We start from the raw sequence: 18,957 nt of genomic DNA, 5'->3' as shown, positions 1-18,957 counted from the left end.
TCCCCCGCGCAATGCTGCCGTCCCAACGTGATGCGAAGGCTGCATCCGAATATTTAAAGTCGCTTTCGAGCTGGCTCGAGCTCGACTACTTCCGCAGGCCGAGGCGACTCAAGCGAATCCGAGGTCTCGTCACCTGGACCGTCTTGATCGGTTCCACGGCACTGATCGCCGCCCTCACCTGGCTGCCAGGTAATCGCCAGATCTATCAGGCTGCCTCAGTCTCCACGGCGCATGCCCTCTTCAACGAAGATTGCCAGGCCTGCCACGACGCCAAATTCGGGACGGCCAAGCGACTTCTCAGCGGCGACAATGCCGTGCGATCGGTAACCGACGAGGCCTGCCTGCGCTGCCATGCCGGCGACACCCACCACATGCGACAAGTCGGCAAGACCGCATGTGTCGGCTGCCATCACGAGCATCAAGGGCTCAAGGCAATGGCTCGGGTCAGCGATGGCCACTGCACCTCATGCCATGCCAATCTGGAGAGTCATACCGACACCACCAAGCCCGGCGATGCCGATCGCCCTTTCCGTGACGTGTCGACGTTTATGGGAGGGCCCCGCCCTCATCCCCCGTTCTTCCTCTCAGAGCATCCCAAAGACGAAGGCACGATCCGTTTCAACCATCAAGCCCATATGAATCCCAAGGGCTTGCCTGTTGCTGGATCGCTCGATCGAAAGACCCTCCGTTGCACCGACTGCCATCAGACGGACGATGCGGGACGGTACATGAAACCGATCCACTATCAGACACATTGCCGCGATTGTCACCCGCTGAATGTCCAGATCACCGGCACAATCACCGAACTCGCCGCGAACGAAGAGGCCGATCGCTTCCGCAACGAACCCGCGGCGCACCCGAATGGTCCTCAAGAAGGGGCCGAAACCGTCCGCGCGATCATCCGCGATCGCTTCATCCGGTTCGCCCAGCAGTTCCCGTCGGTGCAGACCGAACGCACCCGTGCGGAACGGGCTCACCCGCTTCCGGGCCGACCGAAACCAGCTTCGGACGCAAACGGACGCTCCGGCGCCGATTGGGCGGAGCTGCAACTGAGTGAAGCCAGCCGACTCCTGTTCGAAGGGGCCGGCGGATGTCGCTACTGCCATCGCGTAGCGGCCGAATCGAGCCCTGAGACCCATCAGCTCCCCCGGTTCGAGCTCCCGCAGATCAAAAGCCGCTGGTTCCCACACAGCGTCTTCAGCCATGAACGCCACCGCTCGCTCGACTGCCGCCAATGCCACGCGCAGTCAGCCGAGAGCCGCCTGACCAGCGACGTGCTCATGCCCACAATCCAATCGTGCCAGCAATGCCACAACGGCAAGACCCAGGGGGCGCGGACCGACTGCGTCGAGTGCCACGCCTATCATGCGCCCCATGAAAACCGCGACTCCCCACGCGACCTGGCAATCGAGGACTTCTTGAGAGGCCAGGGAGCCCCCGCTCCCGCAAAGGCCCATCCCTGACTGCCCTCGCCAAAAATTCCCTGATATACTGATTGCACTGGTTTCTTCTCTGGAAGGATGTCTCCATGGCCAGGAGCGTCAACCTCACTGCGGATCTGGAACCTCGCGACACAGACGTCGCAATTCCCGACCTCCTGTTTCCCAAGATCCCCCCGTTCTCCGACCTGAAGTCCACCGCCAAGCTGGCCAACTTCCCGGGTGCGGTAATTCTCCGCCGATTCCGCAAAGGCGAGGTGATCTGCCGTCAGGGCGATCCCGGCTGGACGGCCTTCTACATCCCCACCTCCAGTGAGCTCGAGGCCGTTCGGGCGGCCCCTCGCACCCAAAGGGCCGTCTCCGAAGCGGATTTAACCAAGGCCGAGACCAAGGTCAGCGACCTTGAAAAGCAACTCGCCGAGGCAGCGGGCGACCCGAAGAAATCCGAGAGCCTGAAAGGGAAAGTGGCCGAGGCCAAGGAGCAGGTCGCCGAGCTCAAAGAGCGGGTTGCCATCCTTCGCTCGGCGATCCCGACGATGGAGAAGGCGATCAACGTCGGCGCTCCTGACGAAGAATCAGCCTCCCTCCTGGCCGCGGGCGACGCGGCAATGAAGGGCCTGAGCGAGGCCATGCGGCAGGCCGAAGCGCTCGGCGACGAAGAAGGAAGCGCCCGGCTCCGGAGCCTGATCGAGGCCGACACCACGCGGAAACGAACCCAGGCCTACGAGATTGCATCGGCCGACCCGCAACTCGCCGCCTGGTTGACCGACATCGCCGACGCCGAGATCGCACGCAAGGTGGCCTCGGTTCACCTGACGATTCAACTCCCCCGTGCCAAAGCCCCGAAAACGCTCCTCACACGAATCGGCGGCATCTTCGCCAGAAAACGGAAGAAGAAATTGCGGCGAAGGCCGTCCACCATTCCAATCGACGGCCCCCGAGACCTCAACTACGAGACCCGAGAAGGTGTGCTCAACGAAGGAGAGCTCTTCGGCGAAATGAGCTGCCTGTACCGCGCGCCCCGATCCGCGACGGTAACGGCCTCGCGCGATTGCTACATGCTCGAGATGCTCAGGAACGTCCTCGAAGCCATGAACCGGGACGCCGGCTTCAAGTCTCGACTCGATCAGCTCTATCGGGAGCGGGTGCTCCGACTCCAGTTGCGCAACCTGCCGATGCTCTTGGAACTCGATGAACGACTGCTGGAGCGACTGCGGCAGTCGGCCGAGCTCGTCGAGGTCCCCAGCGGAGCGCTCCTGTACGACGAGAACGAACCGTCCGACAGCATGCACCTGATCCGAGGCGGTATCATCAAGGTGATGCAAGACGCCTCATTCCTGCTCGGCGAGGCGGACGTGGCGGATTGGCCCGCCCTCAGCGCGGAGTTGGCCACGGGATCAGACCCGGCCTCAGGTTGGAAACATCAAGTCTGGAAGCTCTTACCCGGAAACATCCAGCAGGCCATCACAACACTCGGCGACGAAGCCTTCGAATCCGAGTCAAAGCGGATCGTCCTGGATGGACTGAACGCATTGATCAAAGACCCCGGCTTTGACGGGGCCGCAGGGTTGGAGCCACTCGCTCTGACCCAACGCGTCGGCAGGAAGGCCTGGCAGCGTCTGGCCGACCCCTCGCGGGCGTCGGAGCCGGATATGTACCGTTGCCAGAGGCTCCTGATCGATTCGATCTATGGGAACAAGCTTCCCGAATGGAAGGTGGACGAAGCGGCGGACGAGCCTTCATACGACTATCGCTTGGGAGACTTCAGAGACTGGAAAGCCGCTGCAACCGCACTGGTGGAAGGAAGCACCAAGGTCGGGGAACCGAAAGGCCGGATCTGGCAACGACTCGGCGAACCGGCCCAGGCGATCCTGATGGAAGCCAAAACCGGCGGCGAGCCCCCGAGCGCAGGCAAGGAAACGGTCGTCAACGCCTTGAACGCAGTCATCCGAACGCGGCCACTCATTCTCGATCCCGAATTCCAGGACTATGTGAAGTCGAAGAAGCCCGCCAAACTCGTCATGGAATTCCTGCCGAGCAAGGGGTGGGAAGAATATGACTATCACCGCTGCTCCCGCGCCTACAACCGCTTCTTGCTCGATCTCGTCGCCCCCAAAGGGTTGGGAACGTCGCGACGGCCGGAAGGACCACCACGGGTCCTGGCCTACCGGTCACGCGGCGAGACGATTGGTGAGTCTTCACTGCTGGAGGGACGACCGCGCGCAGCCACCTGCGTGGCGTACGGCCATCCCGACAACGACCCGGATCGTGAAGGAGGGGCGATCCAACTCGTCCGGATCAGCCGCGAACTCTTTCAAGAGCTCAAGGAATCGTCACGCTCGTTCCTTCGCTACCTCGAGAACTTGATCGCCGAACGGAAAGCGAAGAATAGCGCCGAGACCTTGAAATTGAAGGCCGGGCGCACCGCCGCCTCCACCGCCCCTCGGCCCGGGCGCACCGAGGAGTTGGGCCTGCTTCAAGGCAAACGGCTGATGCTGATCGACCTCGACCGCTGCACCCGCTGCGACGAGTGCGTCCAAGCCTGCGTGAACACACACGACGATGGCCGCAGCCGCCTCTTCCTCGATGGCCCTCGCTTCGGCAAGTACCTGGTGCCAACGACCTGCCGCTCCTGCCTCGACCCCGTCTGCATGATCGGCTGCCCCGTCGGCTCGATTCACCGTGGCAATAACGGCGAGATCCTCATCGAAGACTGGTGCATCGGCTGCGAGGCGTGCGCCAGCCAATGCCCCTATGGGGCGATCCAGATGCACAAGGACGGGATCATCCCCGAGTCCTCCTTCGGTTGGCGGTACGCCCTGGCATCGACCCTCCCCAAGGACTGGCCAAAGAGCGAGGGCCGCGACCGCGACTGGCAAGTCGGCAGCGCCCCGTTCGTCTTCGACCGCGAGTTCCGGTCGTCACTTGATCCGACCGGCAAGGGAGCAGAGTCAGGATCAGGGTCAGCAACCGCCCCCCTCATCTTCCGCTACGACTTCGACGTCGAGCGCGAGTTGCTCGGCCCCGAGACCGAGTTCATCCTCAGCCTGACCTCAATGGACGAAGGGGTCAGCGTCTGGATCAACGGTAAGCCGGTGGTCGCGTCCGCCGACCAAGCCGATCCCGCCGGAGTGCTCTCCGTTTCTCGAAGAAAGTCGCGCGACAACGGTTGGTGGGAAATCGACGTGCAGATGCTCCCCGCCCTGTTGAAGGCGGGGAAGAACTCGGTGGCATTGCGGATCACTCCATCCTCGGGCGGGTCCGACCGGTTGCTCGATCTTCGTCTCGACCGGGAGGAAGGGGCAACCGTCAAGCTCGTCGAGCAGAAGGCCGTCGTCTGCGACCTCTGCAGCGCCCAGGCCGGCCAACGCCCCGCGTGCGTCACCGCCTGCCCGCACGAGGCCGCCATCCGGATCGATGCCCTCACCCAGCTTTCCTCGCTCTAGTCTCTCTCGCTCTGTTATAGAAACGTACATACCTTGACGTGAGCTCTGCCTCGACCATGCGACATCTCCGTTGCCGACTCAACGAATGGATCAGATCCGCACGGAGCCCCTTCCGAGGCGGGGCCTTGCTGCTGTTCGGCCTCGCTCTCGGTCTGGCCGGCCTCACCGCAAACTGGGCGCAAGAGGTTGCTCCTTCCGGCTCGTCACGTCTTGAGATCAAAGGCAACCAGTTCGAGGCGGTGGGCGTCTCCTCGTGCGCCGCGTTCGCCTGCCATGGCGGAAATGGAGGCGAAGGCGACCACCGCAGCGCCTACACGACCTGGATGGCCCTCGACCCCCACTCACGGGCCGAGTCGGTCCTCAAAGAGCCGCGGTCGATCGCGATCGAGGACCGGCTGGCGATTTTCTCGGGTCGCAAGACACTCAAAGCAGAGACCGACACTCGCTGCTTGAGCTGCCACGTCAGCCCGAGACCGAACCTGAATCGATCGTCCGTCGTCACGGCAGCGGAGGGTGTCGGCTGTGAGAGTTGTCATGGACTCGCATCAAAATGGCTCGTTCCCCATGCGTCAGCCTCCTGGAGGCAACTCTCCGAATCGAAGAAGATTGAGTTGGGCATGACGCCGACGACTGAGTTGGAAGCCCGAGTGAACCTCTGCGTCGGCTGCCACATCGGCAATGCCGGCCGCGACGTCGATCACGACCTGATCGCCGCCGGCCACCCTCGGCTCGATTTTGAATTCCTCTCCTACCTCGACGCCCTTCCCAAACATTGGGACGAATCCAAGGTGAGGCGGGAACAGCCCGACCTCGACGCGCGCGCCTGGGCGATCGGCCAGGTCGTCTCAGCACGCGAGGCGCTGGGGTTGCTGAGCCTGCGCGCTCATGCCGCCCAGGAACGGCAATCTAAGAAGCCGTTCGAACGCTCACCGATCGGAATCTGGCCCGAATTCGCAGAATACGCCTGCAACTCCTGCCATCATCCGCTGGCGGAAACCACCCTCCCCTCGACCCGCGACGCCCAAACCGGGCTCGTCACCCTCCCCTGGGGCAACTGGTATTTCTCGATCGCCCCCGCGTTCCTGACACCAGCCAACGAAGATGTTAAGGCGGATGAAAACAGTCCCCTCGCCAGCCTCCGCCGGTTGATGGAGTCGATCGACCCCCAGCCGAAGGACGCCGAGCGGCTCGCCCTCGAGGCGAAAGCTCAGGTCGGGAAATTACTCGATACAGCCAGGGCTCGCTGGAACGTTCGCGAGGTTCAAGAGCTTCTCACTCGGCTCGTCGCGGACGAACCTGCCTCGCCCCCCCCCTTGAGCTGGGAAAACGCCACCCAACGCTTCGTCGGCATCGCAGCCTTGAGTGGAACGCTCGAACGACTCGGCCAGCCCCCGACCACAAGCATGAAGACCGCCCTCGACGAGATGAGACGCCAGATTGAAGCCCCTTCCCTCCCGGAAGGACAGTCGGGGAGATGGACCGCCGAAGCGTTCACCAAAGCGATGGAACGGTATCGCCGCGAACTGTCGAGGACGACGGCCGACTCGGGTCGATAGGACGAGAGCAAAGCATGTTGTCCACATTTTGCAGCCCCCGCCCGACGAAAAAAAAGGCGGCGTGGACATCACTTCTCCGACTCTCAGTCGTTTTGCCCCACCTTCTTGGTGCCCGGTTTGCTCGGCGCGATCAGGGCCTCAGCCCCGAACTTCTCCAGCAACTCCGAGAGGGATCCATGCCCCGCGACTCGGCCTTGGGCGTCGATCAGGATGCCGTAGGGAAAGACAGTCGAGGGGTAGCCCCCGATCTTCGAGGGGCCGGGCTCACCCGTTTTTGCCGAAGCAAGAAGTGTGGGATAAGGGAGCTCTTGGTCGCGTCTGAAGTTTTCGACCTCTTCTGGAGGCGTTCCGGCCGGGTGCATGCCAAGGACAACGACTCCTCGCTCCGCCAGGGTTTTGAGCTGCGGCAGATCGTTCTTGCAGGGTCCACACCACGTCGCCCAGAAGTGCAACAGATAAGGTTTGCCGACCAGGTCCGGCGGCCGGCCGCCGATCCAGCCAGCGGTAGGTAACGCAGGAGCGGGCTTGCCGACCATGGCGGAGATCGGCTCCGTCAGTCCCTTGACGAATTCCTCTCCTTGGAGGCGCTTGCTGTATTCGATGTTTGCCAGTTCGCGAATCTTCTCATCGCTCCAGTCGGCACGGTAGTCGAAGTCGACGGGAACACCGAACCGCTGATCCTGAATGCGATCCCCCTCTTTGGGCATGAGAGGGGCGAACCGATCGGCCAGGCTCAGGTCCGTCCTGACTTCGTCCACGTTCAGTTCTGACCGAATGAGCTTGTGCTTATTTTTATCTGTTTCGGACGGGTGCGGGAACGCGCGGATTTCGCGGAACGGGATCCAGAGTCCGGGCGAGACCTCGCGATAGTCGTCGAACAGAACCAGTTCATTCGGCTGGATCGCCGCGGGATCGAGCGTGGGATCGCGGTCGCTCCAAGCAAGAGCGATCCGGGTCAACTGATCATCGGTCGCGGTAGAAATCCAGTTGCTGTACTCACGAATGGAAACGAAACCTTTGCCGGCGATTTGTCGGACAGGATCGCTCCGATAGAAATTGGCGGCCTTGTCATTGGTCGTGTCCAAGGAGTAGGTGAGTACACCGCGAACGCGCCCCGATCTTTGCCCGATCCAGAGCCGTTCGGTCCTTCGGATCGAATCAACAATGTCACACATTTCGTTGCCGAATGACTCAACTCCGAGGTGCTTCCAGGAAGCTTTCTCGGGCGGTACCAGGCTCATGCTCTGCTCGCGATGCGTCGTCAGTCCCCACCAAAACCGATGGGGGGTAAGTCTTAAATAGCCATAATCAAATAAATTCACACTCTTCCAAAGCGACGATGGCCCAGCTGGGCGAACGAAATTCACCGTGGATTTGTCCTTCGTTGCATGGCGTTCCCACGCATCCGTTCTTGTCCAGAACCTCTGGTCGAAATTCAGGACAGTCTCCCCTGGCTTCATTTCCCAGAGGGACCGCGACTCATCCCAAGAAAAGCTGATTTCATACCGCCCGAACCAGTCTTTTGCAAGCACGGGTGCCGTCAATGCTTGCGTGAGCCGATCGACGGTAACGTCAATGGCGCGCATCGAGTCAACCTCGCCATGACGATACTGGGCCTGGTATTGGAACCGAGGCAGCTTGTCGATGCCGGCCGCCTGGGCATGCGCACTCAAGGCAAGACGCGTGGCCTGTGGATCGCCAGCGGCAGGCGTTGCCCCATGAGCCGGTTGGGAGTCAGCCTGTGCAACTCGTTCATCGCGAACCCGAGCGGGCTCGCCGGCGGAGACCCGGTGAGACGCTTTGCGCTCGACTGGAGCCGAGGACCGACCGGCTCGGTCAGGAGAGACCTGCGCCGACTGCTGCTGAGAAGGCGGCTCATCGGGCGGTTCCAAGGTGTGATGAAAGGCAAGAACAATGGTGCCGCAGGCGCCTGCCGTGATCGTTAGGAAAACCACGGCGACCAAACGCATCTTGGTCATGAACATGGTCCTTAAAACTCCGTTGGCCACCGCTGCGGACGGGAAAGCGCCCACAACAGCTTGGCCGGCCGAGATCAGGGTGGCGGTTCGAACCGTCGACACCGCGAGGGCCGAGGGGGGTGACGCCGAGACCGTCTCGGCGTAAAGCGCACTCACGAGCAACCCGGCCGGTGTTGCAAACCCCCGCCGGGTTAGCCCGGCGCGCAACCGCTCGCGGGCACGCGATACGCGGCTGCCAACCGTTCCCACAGCGCAGCCGAGTTGACGGGCCGCTTCGTCGTGTCGCAGCCCGCCGAGGTCGCAGAGGACGATTACCTCGCGGTAACGTTGCGGCAACCGGCTGATCTCTTCGTCGAGCGCTATGTGCCACTCGGCCCGATCTGGGTCCAAGTCCGGTGCAGCCACCGGTTCGATCCCGATTGGTTCTCGAGCGGAATGGCGAGCGGACATCCTCTTGGTTCGAGCCGCAACCTTCCGGCTCACCCCATAGAGCCAACGGCCCAGCGTGTCGTCTCCCCGGACCGTTGCGGCGCGATGCACCAGGACCAGAAAGGTGGCTTGGAAAGCGTCGGCCGCATCGTTGGGATCGTGCAAGAGGCGGCGACAGACCCCCCAGACCATCGGGCCATGCCGCTGGACGAGTGCCGCGAACGCGGTCTCGGCTGCATCGTCATGTCGGGACACGAATCGATCGAGCAACTGTCCGTCCGTCAGACCGCTGACGGCCCCCCCGCCAAAAAGCGTGCGAACGTTACGGATTACGGCAGACGGTTCTCTCCCTGTCATTGGCCTGCGCCCCTCGGTGTTGGTTCTCTACCATCACCTTGCACGAACACGGAGGATCTTTCCAACTTTCTGGAAGAAGGGGTATGGAATCGCTTGGACCTTCAGAGTCGACTTCCCCGAGGGAAGTCGACTCTCGAACTGGCCGGAGCCGCGATGATGGCAGTCAAGTCAGCGTTGCACACGCTGAGGCTCAAGGCCCCTTGTCAAGTGGGTGCGTGTGTTCGAGGTGGCGACAAGAAATCCGCCCCTCGGCCAGATAAACCTTGAAGTGCGAACGCTCCCGTACCGATTTTCCGAATAGTGCAGATTGCGCCGCCTGGGCTGTTGCGTCATGTGACAACAGGTCTCCGCGCGCACGATCTAAGGGAAGAGTGTCATGCGCCGAGTCCTTGAGCTGGACGCCCTGCGAGGAATTGCCGCCCTCATGGTGGTGAGCCTGCACCTGGGCCTGGGGACCGACTACGCGGTGCTCGCCTCGGCCGTGGACATGTTCTTCGTCCTCTCCGGCTACCTGATCACGCGGATCATCCTGAGTCACGAGACCGGCCCTCGGTTTCTGGTCCCGTTCTACGCCCGCCGCGTGCTCCGGATCTGGCCGATTTACTACGCCCTTCTCCTCGGGTTCGTCGTGGTCAATCCCTTGCTGACCTACCGGCAGCGGACGACTGGCCTCCCCTACTACTTGACCTTCACCCAGTTCCTACCCCGCTACTGGTCGGCTCGGCCGCCGGCGTTCAGCATTTACTTCGCGCACACCTGGACCCTGGCGGCCGAGGAGCAGTTCTATCTCCTCTGGCCCCTGGTCGCTGTACTCCTTGGGCGCCGTGCCCTCCTCGCGACGATCCCACTCCTGGTGGGGTCGGCGTTCATGGCAAGGCTCTGGCTCTGGCCCATGCTCCTGGTGACGAACTGGGATGGGTTCGCGCTGGGAGCCCTGCTCGCCTGGATGATGGGCGAGCCGGGATCGCCCCGATCGCGGCGGCCGGTCGTCGTCTGGGGCTTGGCAACCCTCGGCGCAGCCGTGCTCGCCTACCCGGCACTGGCCGCCGGGACTGTCGAGCAGTTCGGAGCGGCCTGGTCGAGCGACTGGCCGAGACTCGCCTTATCCCTGAATGCGAGCCGGCTGAGCCTGCTCTATTTCTCCATCGTCGGCCTGGTGATCGCGTTCGCCGGCCACCCCCTCCTCCGGCCCCTGCGCGACCCAAGCCTCTGCTATCTCGGAACGATCAGTTATGGAATCTATCTGTATCACTTACCCCTCTTTGCACTGATGTCGCCGTTGCATTTTACGAACCTGTGCAACGATTCGATGCTGCTCGACGCCTTGAAACTGGCGGCGACCTTCGCCCTGGCCGTGGCCTCTTGGCAGTTCATCGAGAAGCCGATCCTCCGCCTCAAGGACCGATTCCCCTATCCCGCGTCTGGACGCGGCGAGCCTGAATCCAACGACCAGCCCGACATCTTCCCGCCGCCCCCACACTGGCTCTCTCTGCCGTGGAGAGCTCAAATGGGACCCGGTACGGTGGAACCCGCCAAGAACGGCCCCTGACTCGAACGGTTCATGCAGCCCTGGAGGGGCGACCGTTTCTATTGCAAGTCAGGAAAGTAATGCACGCATTTTGCAGCCCCGAAGGGGCAACCGTACATAGCCCGAGGCGCAAGCCCCGGGGAGTATTCGTCATATTTTCGATTCTGCAGCCCTGAAAGGGCGACCGTCAAAATTGGTCTTCACCATTTAACGGTCGCCCTTTCAGGGCTGCGAATAGTTTTTATCTGAGCATTTCTTGTTACCCGGGGCTTGCGCCCCGGGCTATGTACGGTCGCCCCTTCGGGGCTACAACGTCCCCAATTACCCGGTGGACTTGGCGTACAATGATTTATCTGACCCTCGATAAACACGTACGGAAAAAGTCTGTGGACTCAGGCCTGGCCCAAGTCCCAGTAGAAGTCGGCCGTCCAGCGGGCGATACTGGTCCAGCTAAAGAAGTGTTCCACTCGCTCGCGGGATCGAATACCCATTTCTCGAAGTCGGACGGGATCGTCGAGCAAACGATTGATCGCATTTGCAAGCTCGTGGACAAACAGCGCGGGGTCTTTGGGCTCGAAGTCGGTCGGGCCGACCGGCTCGAACGGCACCAGGATCCCGGTTTTCCCGGGAACGACGACCTCCTTGATTCCGCCGACGGCCGACGCTACGACAGGAGTCTCGCAGGCCATGGCCTCGAGGTTGATAATCCCGAACGGTTCGTAGACGGACGGGCAGACGAATAGGGAGGCGTGCGTGTAGAGAGCAATGACCTCGTCTTTGGGGAGAATCTGCGGGATCCAGATGATCGGATTGGTTGTCTCTCGACGCGCTTGCTCGACCGCCTCGTTCATCTCCCGGCCGATTTCCTCCGTGTCCGGAGCCCCCGCGCAGAGAACGACCTGGACCCCTGGGCGGATCTCCTTGATCGCGTTGACCAGGTGGATGATCCCCTTCTGGCGGGTAATCCGACCGACGAAGAGCACGAACGGTTGCCCCGGATCGATGTTGTACCGGGCCAGGACTTCGGGATTGGGTGTCGGCCGATACTGATCGAGATCGATCCCGTTATGGATCACGCGAATCTTATCGAGCGGCACCCCGTAGAGTTGATGGACGTCGTTGCGCATCGAGTCGGAGACCGCGATCACGCCGTCGGCGTTCTCGTAGGCGGTCTGCTCGACCCATGAGCTGGCGTGATACGCCGTCCCCAGTTGCTCGACCTTCCATGGTCGGTGCGGCTCGAGCGAGTGGGTCGTCAAGACCAACCGGGCCCCCGTTAGTTGCTTGATGAGGCACCCGGCCAGGTGGGTATACCAGGTGTGGCAGTGGACGACGTCCACCCCGCCAATCAGTCCTGACATCACCAGGTTCTTGAGCATCGTATCCAGGAACTTGCGATGCTTCGGCTCATAGGTTGACAGCGGGAACTCGGGATTGATTCCCTGAACGCGCAGGTTCTCATTCTCGATCTTCTGATCGCCGAAACAGATCACCTCAACCGAGCCTTGCCCTTTCCCCAGGTGCGTGAGCTCCCGCGTCAGGTACTCGACGTGGACCCCCGCGCCTCCGTAGACGTTCGGCGGATACTCGTTGGTCAAGATCGCGATCCGCATCCGTCGTCCCTCCGCTCGATCGAGGCGAACTGCCGTCATCCCAGATTCCGCAAGCGTCATCAACGAATCGTGGCCGTCTTCTCGTCGCCGAGATCGAGGGCGTTGAAGAGCAGGCCGGCAACGGCTCCCCCGAGGAAGTCGGCCACCAGGAAGATCCAGATATTCGCAGGTGCCGAGAGCTTCATCAAGGTCACACCCACCGCCACGGCCGGGTTGAACGCGCCGCCGGAGATGGCTCCCACGGCAAAGGCACCGGTCAAGACCGTGAAGCCGATCGCCAGGCCATAGTTTGAGTTCCCCGCAGTCCCCTTCGCGGTCGCCGTGTTCAGCACGACATAGCAGAGGGCGAAGGTGAAGAGGAATTCCGCGACGAGAGCCGCGGCGACGTTCGGGCTCGAGGGATCGGGAAGTTTCGGATTCTCCTTGAGGAACAGGACCGTGAACGCGGCTACCACGGCACCCAGCACTTGCACGATCATGTAGGCGGGCATTTCGGCGGTCGTGCACTTGCCCCGCAACCAGACGGCCAAGGTCACAGCCGGGTTGTAGTGGCCACCGGAGATGTGGCCACCGGCGTAGATCATCACCATCAGGGCCGAGCCGATGGCCACCGGGGCCAGCGCCGCAGCCGCCGAGCCGGCAGTCGCACCGACGACCGTCTGGCCGATCGTTAGCACGAGGAAGAATGTCCCGATAAACTCGACGATCAGTTTCCTTGACATCGAATGTGCTCCCCTGATCCAGGTGAAGGTCCGCTTCTTAAGCTCAGGCGACGGATGACCGAGCAGCAGGAACTTATCTAAATTCGCTCAAGCCTTGTCAGGCCATCGCCATTGAACAAACGGCGAGCTCACAACGAGCGTCGCAGACGACGAAGTATCCACCGTGTCGAGGGTGAATCCACATTGAGATTCTTAATAAGCCCTCTCTCTACGGGGATTTCCTGAGCGCCGCTCCATTCTTTTCGTTGGCGAGGACGCGGCGGAAGCCGGCGCGATCGCCGGCTTCGACTGCCACCCTGACTTTCGCGAGTGCAACGACTTTCGAGATTCGTCCTATGAGAGGATTCGTTCTCAATCTTGCGCAACACCCGCAGATTGTGCACCAATCCGTACCAGGTGGCAACCCCCTCGCTTCATAGTCCGAGCCCCTTTGTTTAGCGAAAAATCACGTGGGAGACCGTGACCGGGCCCGTGACATTGGTCCCCATATTGATCTCGAGAACATTCTGGATGACCGTGACCTTGCCGGGGATCTTGACTCCTCGCCATTGAAGGAGCCCGTAGCCCGCCCCACCCGACGCGAACTGGCCCCCCCTGATGATCCCGCTATTCGTGGCATCATCGATCACGCGCGGGTCGTGAGGAAGAGGCAGACCGCGGTTGCGCGGATGAATCGAGAGGCGGCTGGCATGGGGCGGGAGGGTGATGATCCGCTGGTCGAGCGGTTGGCCGGGCACCTGGTCCAGGGCCCCACTGTTAAAGGTAATGTTCGAGACCGTGACCGGCCCCGGCGCGTCGGCTGGCGTCGTATCCTTGGAGAGGTTCACTGACAACGTATTGCGGACGAGCGCCACCTGGCCGGCGACCTGAACGTTGCGCCATTGGAGACCAAGACCGCCGAATCCCCCGTCGTTGAACTGGTTGTGCGAGAGAATTCCGCTATTGTTCGTCGAGTCGACCCCGATCGGTTCAACCCGCGCTGCCCACACGCCGGCTTGATCTGAAACTCCCGAATCGCGACCTCGAAGGGGGACGCGGCCCGGGAAGTGGATGTCTTCGAGCGTCAACGGGCCTGACTCGGGTCCAAGGTCGTGGATCTGGATCACGTTCTGGATGATCACCAGACCGCGATGCTTCACAACCCCGTTCCACTGGAGAAAGACGCTGGTCCCATCCAGACTGGCGACTTGCTGGTTCTTCAGCCAACGGTCGTTGCGGGTTCCGTCGCCCTGATTCTCATTGATGGTTTGCGTGAACCCGCCACTTGCCGACGGGGTAATCACCGTCGTCGGGAGAACCGAGAGGCTTCGCTTGGCTTGGGGAGAAATCGGGGCTCCGTAAGTGACGTTGGAGACGTTGACTCCCTCCAGCTTCGCCCCTTCCGGTTGCACCGAGAGAGAGTTGTGTACCAGTTCAACACCCTCGCCAACCCGGACATTCAGCCACTGGAGGCCGAGGTCGCCAAAGCCGCCGGCATTGAACTGACCGGCCCGGATGAGCCCGCTGTTCGTCGCGGCATCGACGAAGGGGACGTGATCGCCGACAGCAGGGCCCGCAAGGTGGCCCGCCTTGACGAGTTGACTGAGCGGGCGAAGTGGATCGGTCGGGGTCGGAAGTTTCCGGCCCAGCGGCTTGCCGTCGCTCTTGACCACCGCAGGTGTAGGCGCCAGCACATGAATGGGCTGTTTCGGAGCAAGCGGTTCGGGGGCCGGGATCGAGGGGAACTGCACGTTCTCAACCGTGATCAGGCCTTGCCCTGTATTCGTGGGCTGAACCGACAACGCATTGTGGACGGCCGAGACCGTTTTCCCCACCTTCACCCGACGCCACTGAAGGCCAACGTCGCCGAATCCACCATCGTTAAACTGCGCGCCCGCGATCCGACCACTATTCGTTGCATCGTTCACAGACTGAACTGGGGTATCAGAAGTTGCCACAGTCGCCTTGGTCGTGGGATCGGCGCTCGGGACAGAATCTTGCTCGGTCGACAGTGCCGAGGGATTCGCGATCGCCTGGGCCACCGCCTGGTCCAGGGTCGAGGAGCGGCCGAAATCCAGGTCTTTGAAAGTGATCGGCCCAAGATTGTTTTGCTTCGGCTTGAGGGAAAGCGTGTTGGTCGAGGTGGCCACTCGACCGCCGACCGCCACGTTCGCCCACTGGAAACCGAGGTCGCCAAAGCCACCGTCGTTGAACTGCGAGTGGCGAATCCGGCCCGTGTTGGTGGGTCGCCGGATGTCGACATCCTCTCCGGCGGCGGTCAGGGACTGAGCCTGGGGAGGCAAGGCCGAGTCCACCTCGGGTCCGTCCGGCTGGAAAACCAGATTCTTGAGACCGACGTTCACCTGCCCCCTGACACGAACCTTGCGCCACTGGAAGCCGACCCGGCCCCGCTGAACGGGTGTTCCAAATCCGTTATCATTGAACTGGGAGTTCAGAACGAGGTTCGCATTCACTCGACTCTGCTGATCGGGCTCCTGGCTCAGTGCACCTGTTCTCGTCTCGAGTTCATTCTCTGGGATGTCGAACCCGTGAATCGTCAGGCCACGGCCAAGACGCGACTGCTTGATCTGCATCCCGACCGTCGCAAAGCCGCCGCCACTGAACTGGCTGTAACCGATCAGCCCTGAGTTGTCCGAGAACTCGACGGCCCGAGTGCCTCCCGAAGTCTCCGGCGCATTCGACAGAACCTGCAAGTCGAACTGGATTGGTCCGCCGACCGCCAGTTGCGAGGCCTGGAGGCCGATCGCTTTCGTGAAGCCAAAGGGAGCGAACTGGCTTTGAATAACCTCGCCTGTATTGCCGGGCAACTCCGGCGCGGAGAGAGCCAGACGAGCCTCGAGGCTTTCCAACCCAAGTTTTTGTTCCAGGCTGCGAACTCTTCGACTCATCGTCTATCCTAGAAATTTTCACAAACTCACCAATATCACATTCAAAAGTGCATTGTCGCTGGCTCTCCTCTTTCGTAAAAAAAGGACCCGCGCGTACAACGACTCTCAACACAATACGGACCATTCGGTCGAAGGCCCGGGTTCGAATCAATGAGATCGAGCACGATCTCACGGAGGAGGACCGGCTGGGAGGCGTCAACGGACTGCAAGGGTTCGCCGACCTCGCGATCGTCCCAACCGGGCCAGGCATCTGGTTGGCAGTGGCGACTTCGTTCCCCTTTTGTTTTGTGGGCATTGACCTGTGGCATTGCGGACGGTTCGGTATTAAGGTCTGTGGATCGGCCTCCCGACGAGGAGGCCTGACCTGAGCTCGGCAAGGTTCTGGGGTCTCGATCATGGTCAAACGATTCTGGGTGACAGCCGCTCTCACCGTCTCGGCAAGCCTTGCCGGGGCGCTCGACGTCGACGGGAAAGAACCGGAGACGCCGGTGTCTTGGAAAAAGACGGTGATCGAGGGCAAGTTTCGGTCGGAGGGGGTCGCCATCGCCGACGTCAACAAGGATGGCAAAACCGACGTGCTGATCGGCGACTCCTGGTACGAAGCGCCCGCCTGGACCAAGCACGACATCCGCAAGCCCGGCGACTTCGGTGACGGCCTGCGGAGCTATAGTGAATGCATGACCTGCTGGGCCGACGACATCAACGGCGATGGTTGGCCTGACCAGATCGTGATCGGCTTTCCAGGAAAGGCGGCCTACTGGTACGAGAACCCGAAGGGGAAACCGGGCCACTGGCCGCAACATGAGATTAGCCCGAGCGCCTGCAATGAAACGCCGCTCTACACCGACCTCTTCAAAGACGGCCATCGCGTGCTGGTGATGGGTTCGCAGCCCAACGGTAAGGAAAACGAAGGGCAGATGGCCTGGTTCACCCCCGGCAGCGACCCGAACCAGCCCTGGGAGAAGCACGCGATCAGCGAGCCGAGCCGACCGGGCAAGGAGATCCCCGGAACGCAGCGTTTCGCGCACGGCCTGGGGGTCGGCGACCTGAACGGTGACGGCCGCCAGGACGTGATTTGCACGGGAGGCTGGTGGGAACAGCCCGAGTCGGGACGCCCTGCCAGCACCGCCTGGGTGTTCCACCCCGCCCCCCTGGGCGATGCAGTAGCCGACATGATCGCCTACGACGTCAACCACGACGGCAAGGCGGACGTGATCGCCAGCTCCGCCCACCGATACGGAATCTGGTGGTTCGAACAAGGGGAGGCGAAGGAGGGCTCACCCGTCTTCACCAAGCATGACCTCTTCCCCGAACTCGTGTCGGAGACCCATGCCTTGATCGCTGTCGACATCAACGGCGACGGCCTGAAAGATCTGATCACCGGGAAGCGGTTCTGGTCGCACGGCAAGAGTGAGCCCGGTTCCGACAAGCCCGCGCATCTCTACTGGTTCGAAGCCAAGCGCGGAACCGACGGCCTGACCACCTTCACCCCGCGCGAAATCGACGACCAGAGCGGGATCGGCACGCAGTTCGTCGTTGCCGACTTCAATGGCGACGGCCTGCCGGACGTCGTCACCGCCAACAAGAAGGGGGTCTTCCTCTTCGAACAGGCCCGCGCCTCGAAGTAAAGTCGGATCATGCTGTACCAGGGTAGGACCGAGGAAATAGGGAATCAACATGCACCGTCTCCGTTGGCTCGCGATCACCCTGGTGGGTCTGGCCTCGTCCGTTCAAGCGGACGAGGCGGCCAACACAGATCAGGTCATGGTCATCTCCATCAAGGATGACGGCATCATCGCCTCGGGCATCAACGCTCGTGGGGATGTCGTCGGCTTCGAGTGGCTTGAGGAGAAGGAACGCCCCGGCGTCCTCTATCAGGCTCCTTTTTATTATGTGAAGGGCAAGCCACTCACCTATCTGCCGCTGCTCGAAGGTTACACCGCCACGTTCCCGGCGGCCGTCAGCGACAATGGTCTGGTGGTTGGTCGTGTCAGCAAACCGGCCCCCCCCAGGGTGCGCGTCGACTTGCGGAATCAGGCGTTCGTCTGGGAAGCCGATCGCGGCATTCGCGGACTGGGAGCGCTCAAGGACGACTTCGCCTCGTTCGCCTGCGACGTCTCGAGCGACGGCCGGCGAATCAGCGGCTTCACCTTGGGAGACAATCGGGTACGTGCCTGCGTCTGGGACCGAGTCGGCGACGGTTGGCAGGGAACCGCCTTGCCCCACGAGAATCGGCTCGGATCCAACGTCGTCGCCATCAGCGATGACGGGAAGTCGGTCACGGCCGTCGACGGCGTTCTGCCCTGCCTCTGGACTCAAACTCCTTCCGGCGAATGGACGCGTGAAGTCATTGGAGATGCCGGTTCGCTCGTGCCGAGGGCCATCAACAACGCGGCCACCGTGGTCGGAGTTCGCTTCACGGGGGACGGCCTGACGCACGCCATCGTCTGGACGCGCGAGGATGGCATGAAACGCCTCGAGATGCCCGAGGGCTACGTGCGTTCGGAAGCCAGCGCCATCAATAACGACGGGGTCGTCGTCGGCATGGTCGATGGCCCGAATGGCTCGAAGATCGGGCCGAACGCATTCAAGTACCAGAACGGACGCCTGCATCTCATCCGCGAGGGAGGTCCCTTCTTCACCGCCGCCACCTGCATCAACGATCGAGGTCAGTTCGCTGGCGTCGTCGAGAAGGAAGAAGAAGAGGAAATCGACCCCAAAGCGAAGCCCGAGGCAATTCCAGATAAGCGCCCCGCGCCTTGACTTGAGATTTCTCTCCAGAGATTCCTGGAGCCCGGCCGGTGGTATCTCGCTTGGCTGCATCCCGACATGGGGATCAGTCAGACCGCTCACGTTGAATTCCCAAAAAATACGGCCGGACCGCCGGGGAAAACCCAAATATGGCCGGACCAGCCGTGCTACAATTTCCGGTCTACTCCTCACTCTTGTCCGAGCAACGGTCGATCCTATGGGAAAGGCAGATTCGCTCGCTGGACAAGG

At 61.9% G+C, this 18,957-nt stretch carries 10 protein-coding genes; 6 read left to right on the top strand and 4 right to left on the bottom strand.

The annotated features are described in order from the left end of the window. Positions 1–11 precede the first annotated feature (11 nt). The 3 genes from SINAC_RS24395 to SINAC_RS24385 all read left to right on the top strand — a co-directional run bounded on the left by SINAC_RS24395 (position 12) and on the right by SINAC_RS24385 (position 6,441). Entirely contained in the window at positions 12–1,463 is a 1,452-nt protein-coding gene (locus tag SINAC_RS24395) for a cytochrome c3 family protein (protein ID WP_015248232.1), read from the top strand. Positions 1,464–1,528: 65 nt separating this feature from the next. Continuing rightward, on the top strand, positions 1,529–4,885 hold the full coding sequence (locus SINAC_RS24390) for a cyclic nucleotide-binding domain-containing protein (RefSeq protein WP_015248231.1): 3,357 nt from the start codon (positions 1,529–1,531) through the stop codon (positions 4,883–4,885). Positions 4,886–4,941: 56 nt separating this feature from the next. Further along, entirely contained in the window at positions 4,942–6,441 is a 1,500-nt protein-coding gene (locus SINAC_RS24385; RefSeq protein ID WP_015248230.1) for a multiheme c-type cytochrome, read from the top strand. Between the two features lie 83 nt (positions 6,442–6,524). Here the strand turns inward: SINAC_RS24385 and SINAC_RS24380 are convergent, their stop codons facing one another. Then, positions 6,525–9,206: a sigma-70 family RNA polymerase sigma factor gene (locus SINAC_RS24380; protein ID WP_015248229.1), complete on the bottom strand. Its 2,682-nt coding sequence runs from the start codon at positions 9,204–9,206 to the stop codon at positions 6,525–6,527. A gap of 376 nt (positions 9,207–9,582) precedes the next feature. Here SINAC_RS24380 and SINAC_RS24375 point away from each other — a divergent pair, with 376 nt between their 5' ends. Beyond that, the gene (locus SINAC_RS24375) at positions 9,583–10,755 is read left to right on the top strand and encodes an acyltransferase family protein (protein ID WP_015248228.1); all 1,173 of its coding nucleotides are present in this window, start codon (positions 9,583–9,585) and stop codon (positions 10,753–10,755) included. A gap of 371 nt (positions 10,756–11,126) precedes the next feature. Here SINAC_RS24375 and glgA read toward each other — a convergent pair whose 3' ends face one another. From glgA to SINAC_RS24360, 3 genes are all read right to left on the bottom strand, one after another. Further along, positions 11,127–12,347, bottom strand: coding sequence for a glycogen synthase (gene glgA, locus SINAC_RS24370; RefSeq protein WP_015248227.1), 1,221 nt, complete (start codon positions 12,345–12,347; stop codon positions 11,127–11,129). Between the two features lie 59 nt (positions 12,348–12,406). Further along, positions 12,407–13,069 (bottom strand): MIP/aquaporin family protein, encoded by a 663-nt coding sequence (locus tag SINAC_RS24365; protein WP_015248226.1) that lies wholly within the window; start codon positions 13,067–13,069, stop codon positions 12,407–12,409. A 434-nt stretch (positions 13,070–13,503) separates the two neighbouring features. Continuing rightward, positions 13,504–15,957, bottom strand: coding sequence for a hypothetical protein (locus tag SINAC_RS24360; RefSeq protein WP_015248225.1), 2,454 nt, complete (start codon positions 15,955–15,957; stop codon positions 13,504–13,506). A gap of 395 nt (positions 15,958–16,352) precedes the next feature. Here SINAC_RS24360 and SINAC_RS24355 point away from each other — a divergent pair, with 395 nt between their 5' ends. Together SINAC_RS24355 and SINAC_RS24350 are read left to right on the top strand one after the other, a co-directional pair. Next, complete coding sequence (locus SINAC_RS24355; protein WP_015248224.1) at positions 16,353–17,585, top strand: FG-GAP repeat domain-containing protein; 1,233 nt, start codon at positions 16,353–16,355, stop codon at positions 17,583–17,585. Positions 17,586–17,634: 49 nt separating this feature from the next. Beyond that, the gene (locus SINAC_RS24350) at positions 17,635–18,720 is read left to right on the top strand and encodes a hypothetical protein (RefSeq protein WP_015248223.1); all 1,086 of its coding nucleotides are present in this window, start codon (positions 17,635–17,637) and stop codon (positions 18,718–18,720) included. Positions 18,721–18,957 lie beyond the last annotated feature (237 nt).

It is taken from the genome of Singulisphaera acidiphila DSM 18658, assembly GCF_000242455.2.
Lineage (GTDB): Bacteria > Planctomycetota > Planctomycetia > Isosphaerales > Isosphaeraceae > Singulisphaera > Singulisphaera acidiphila.
Note: the sequence above shows the minus strand (reverse complement) of the source record. Positions and strands in the feature narration are given on the sequence as shown.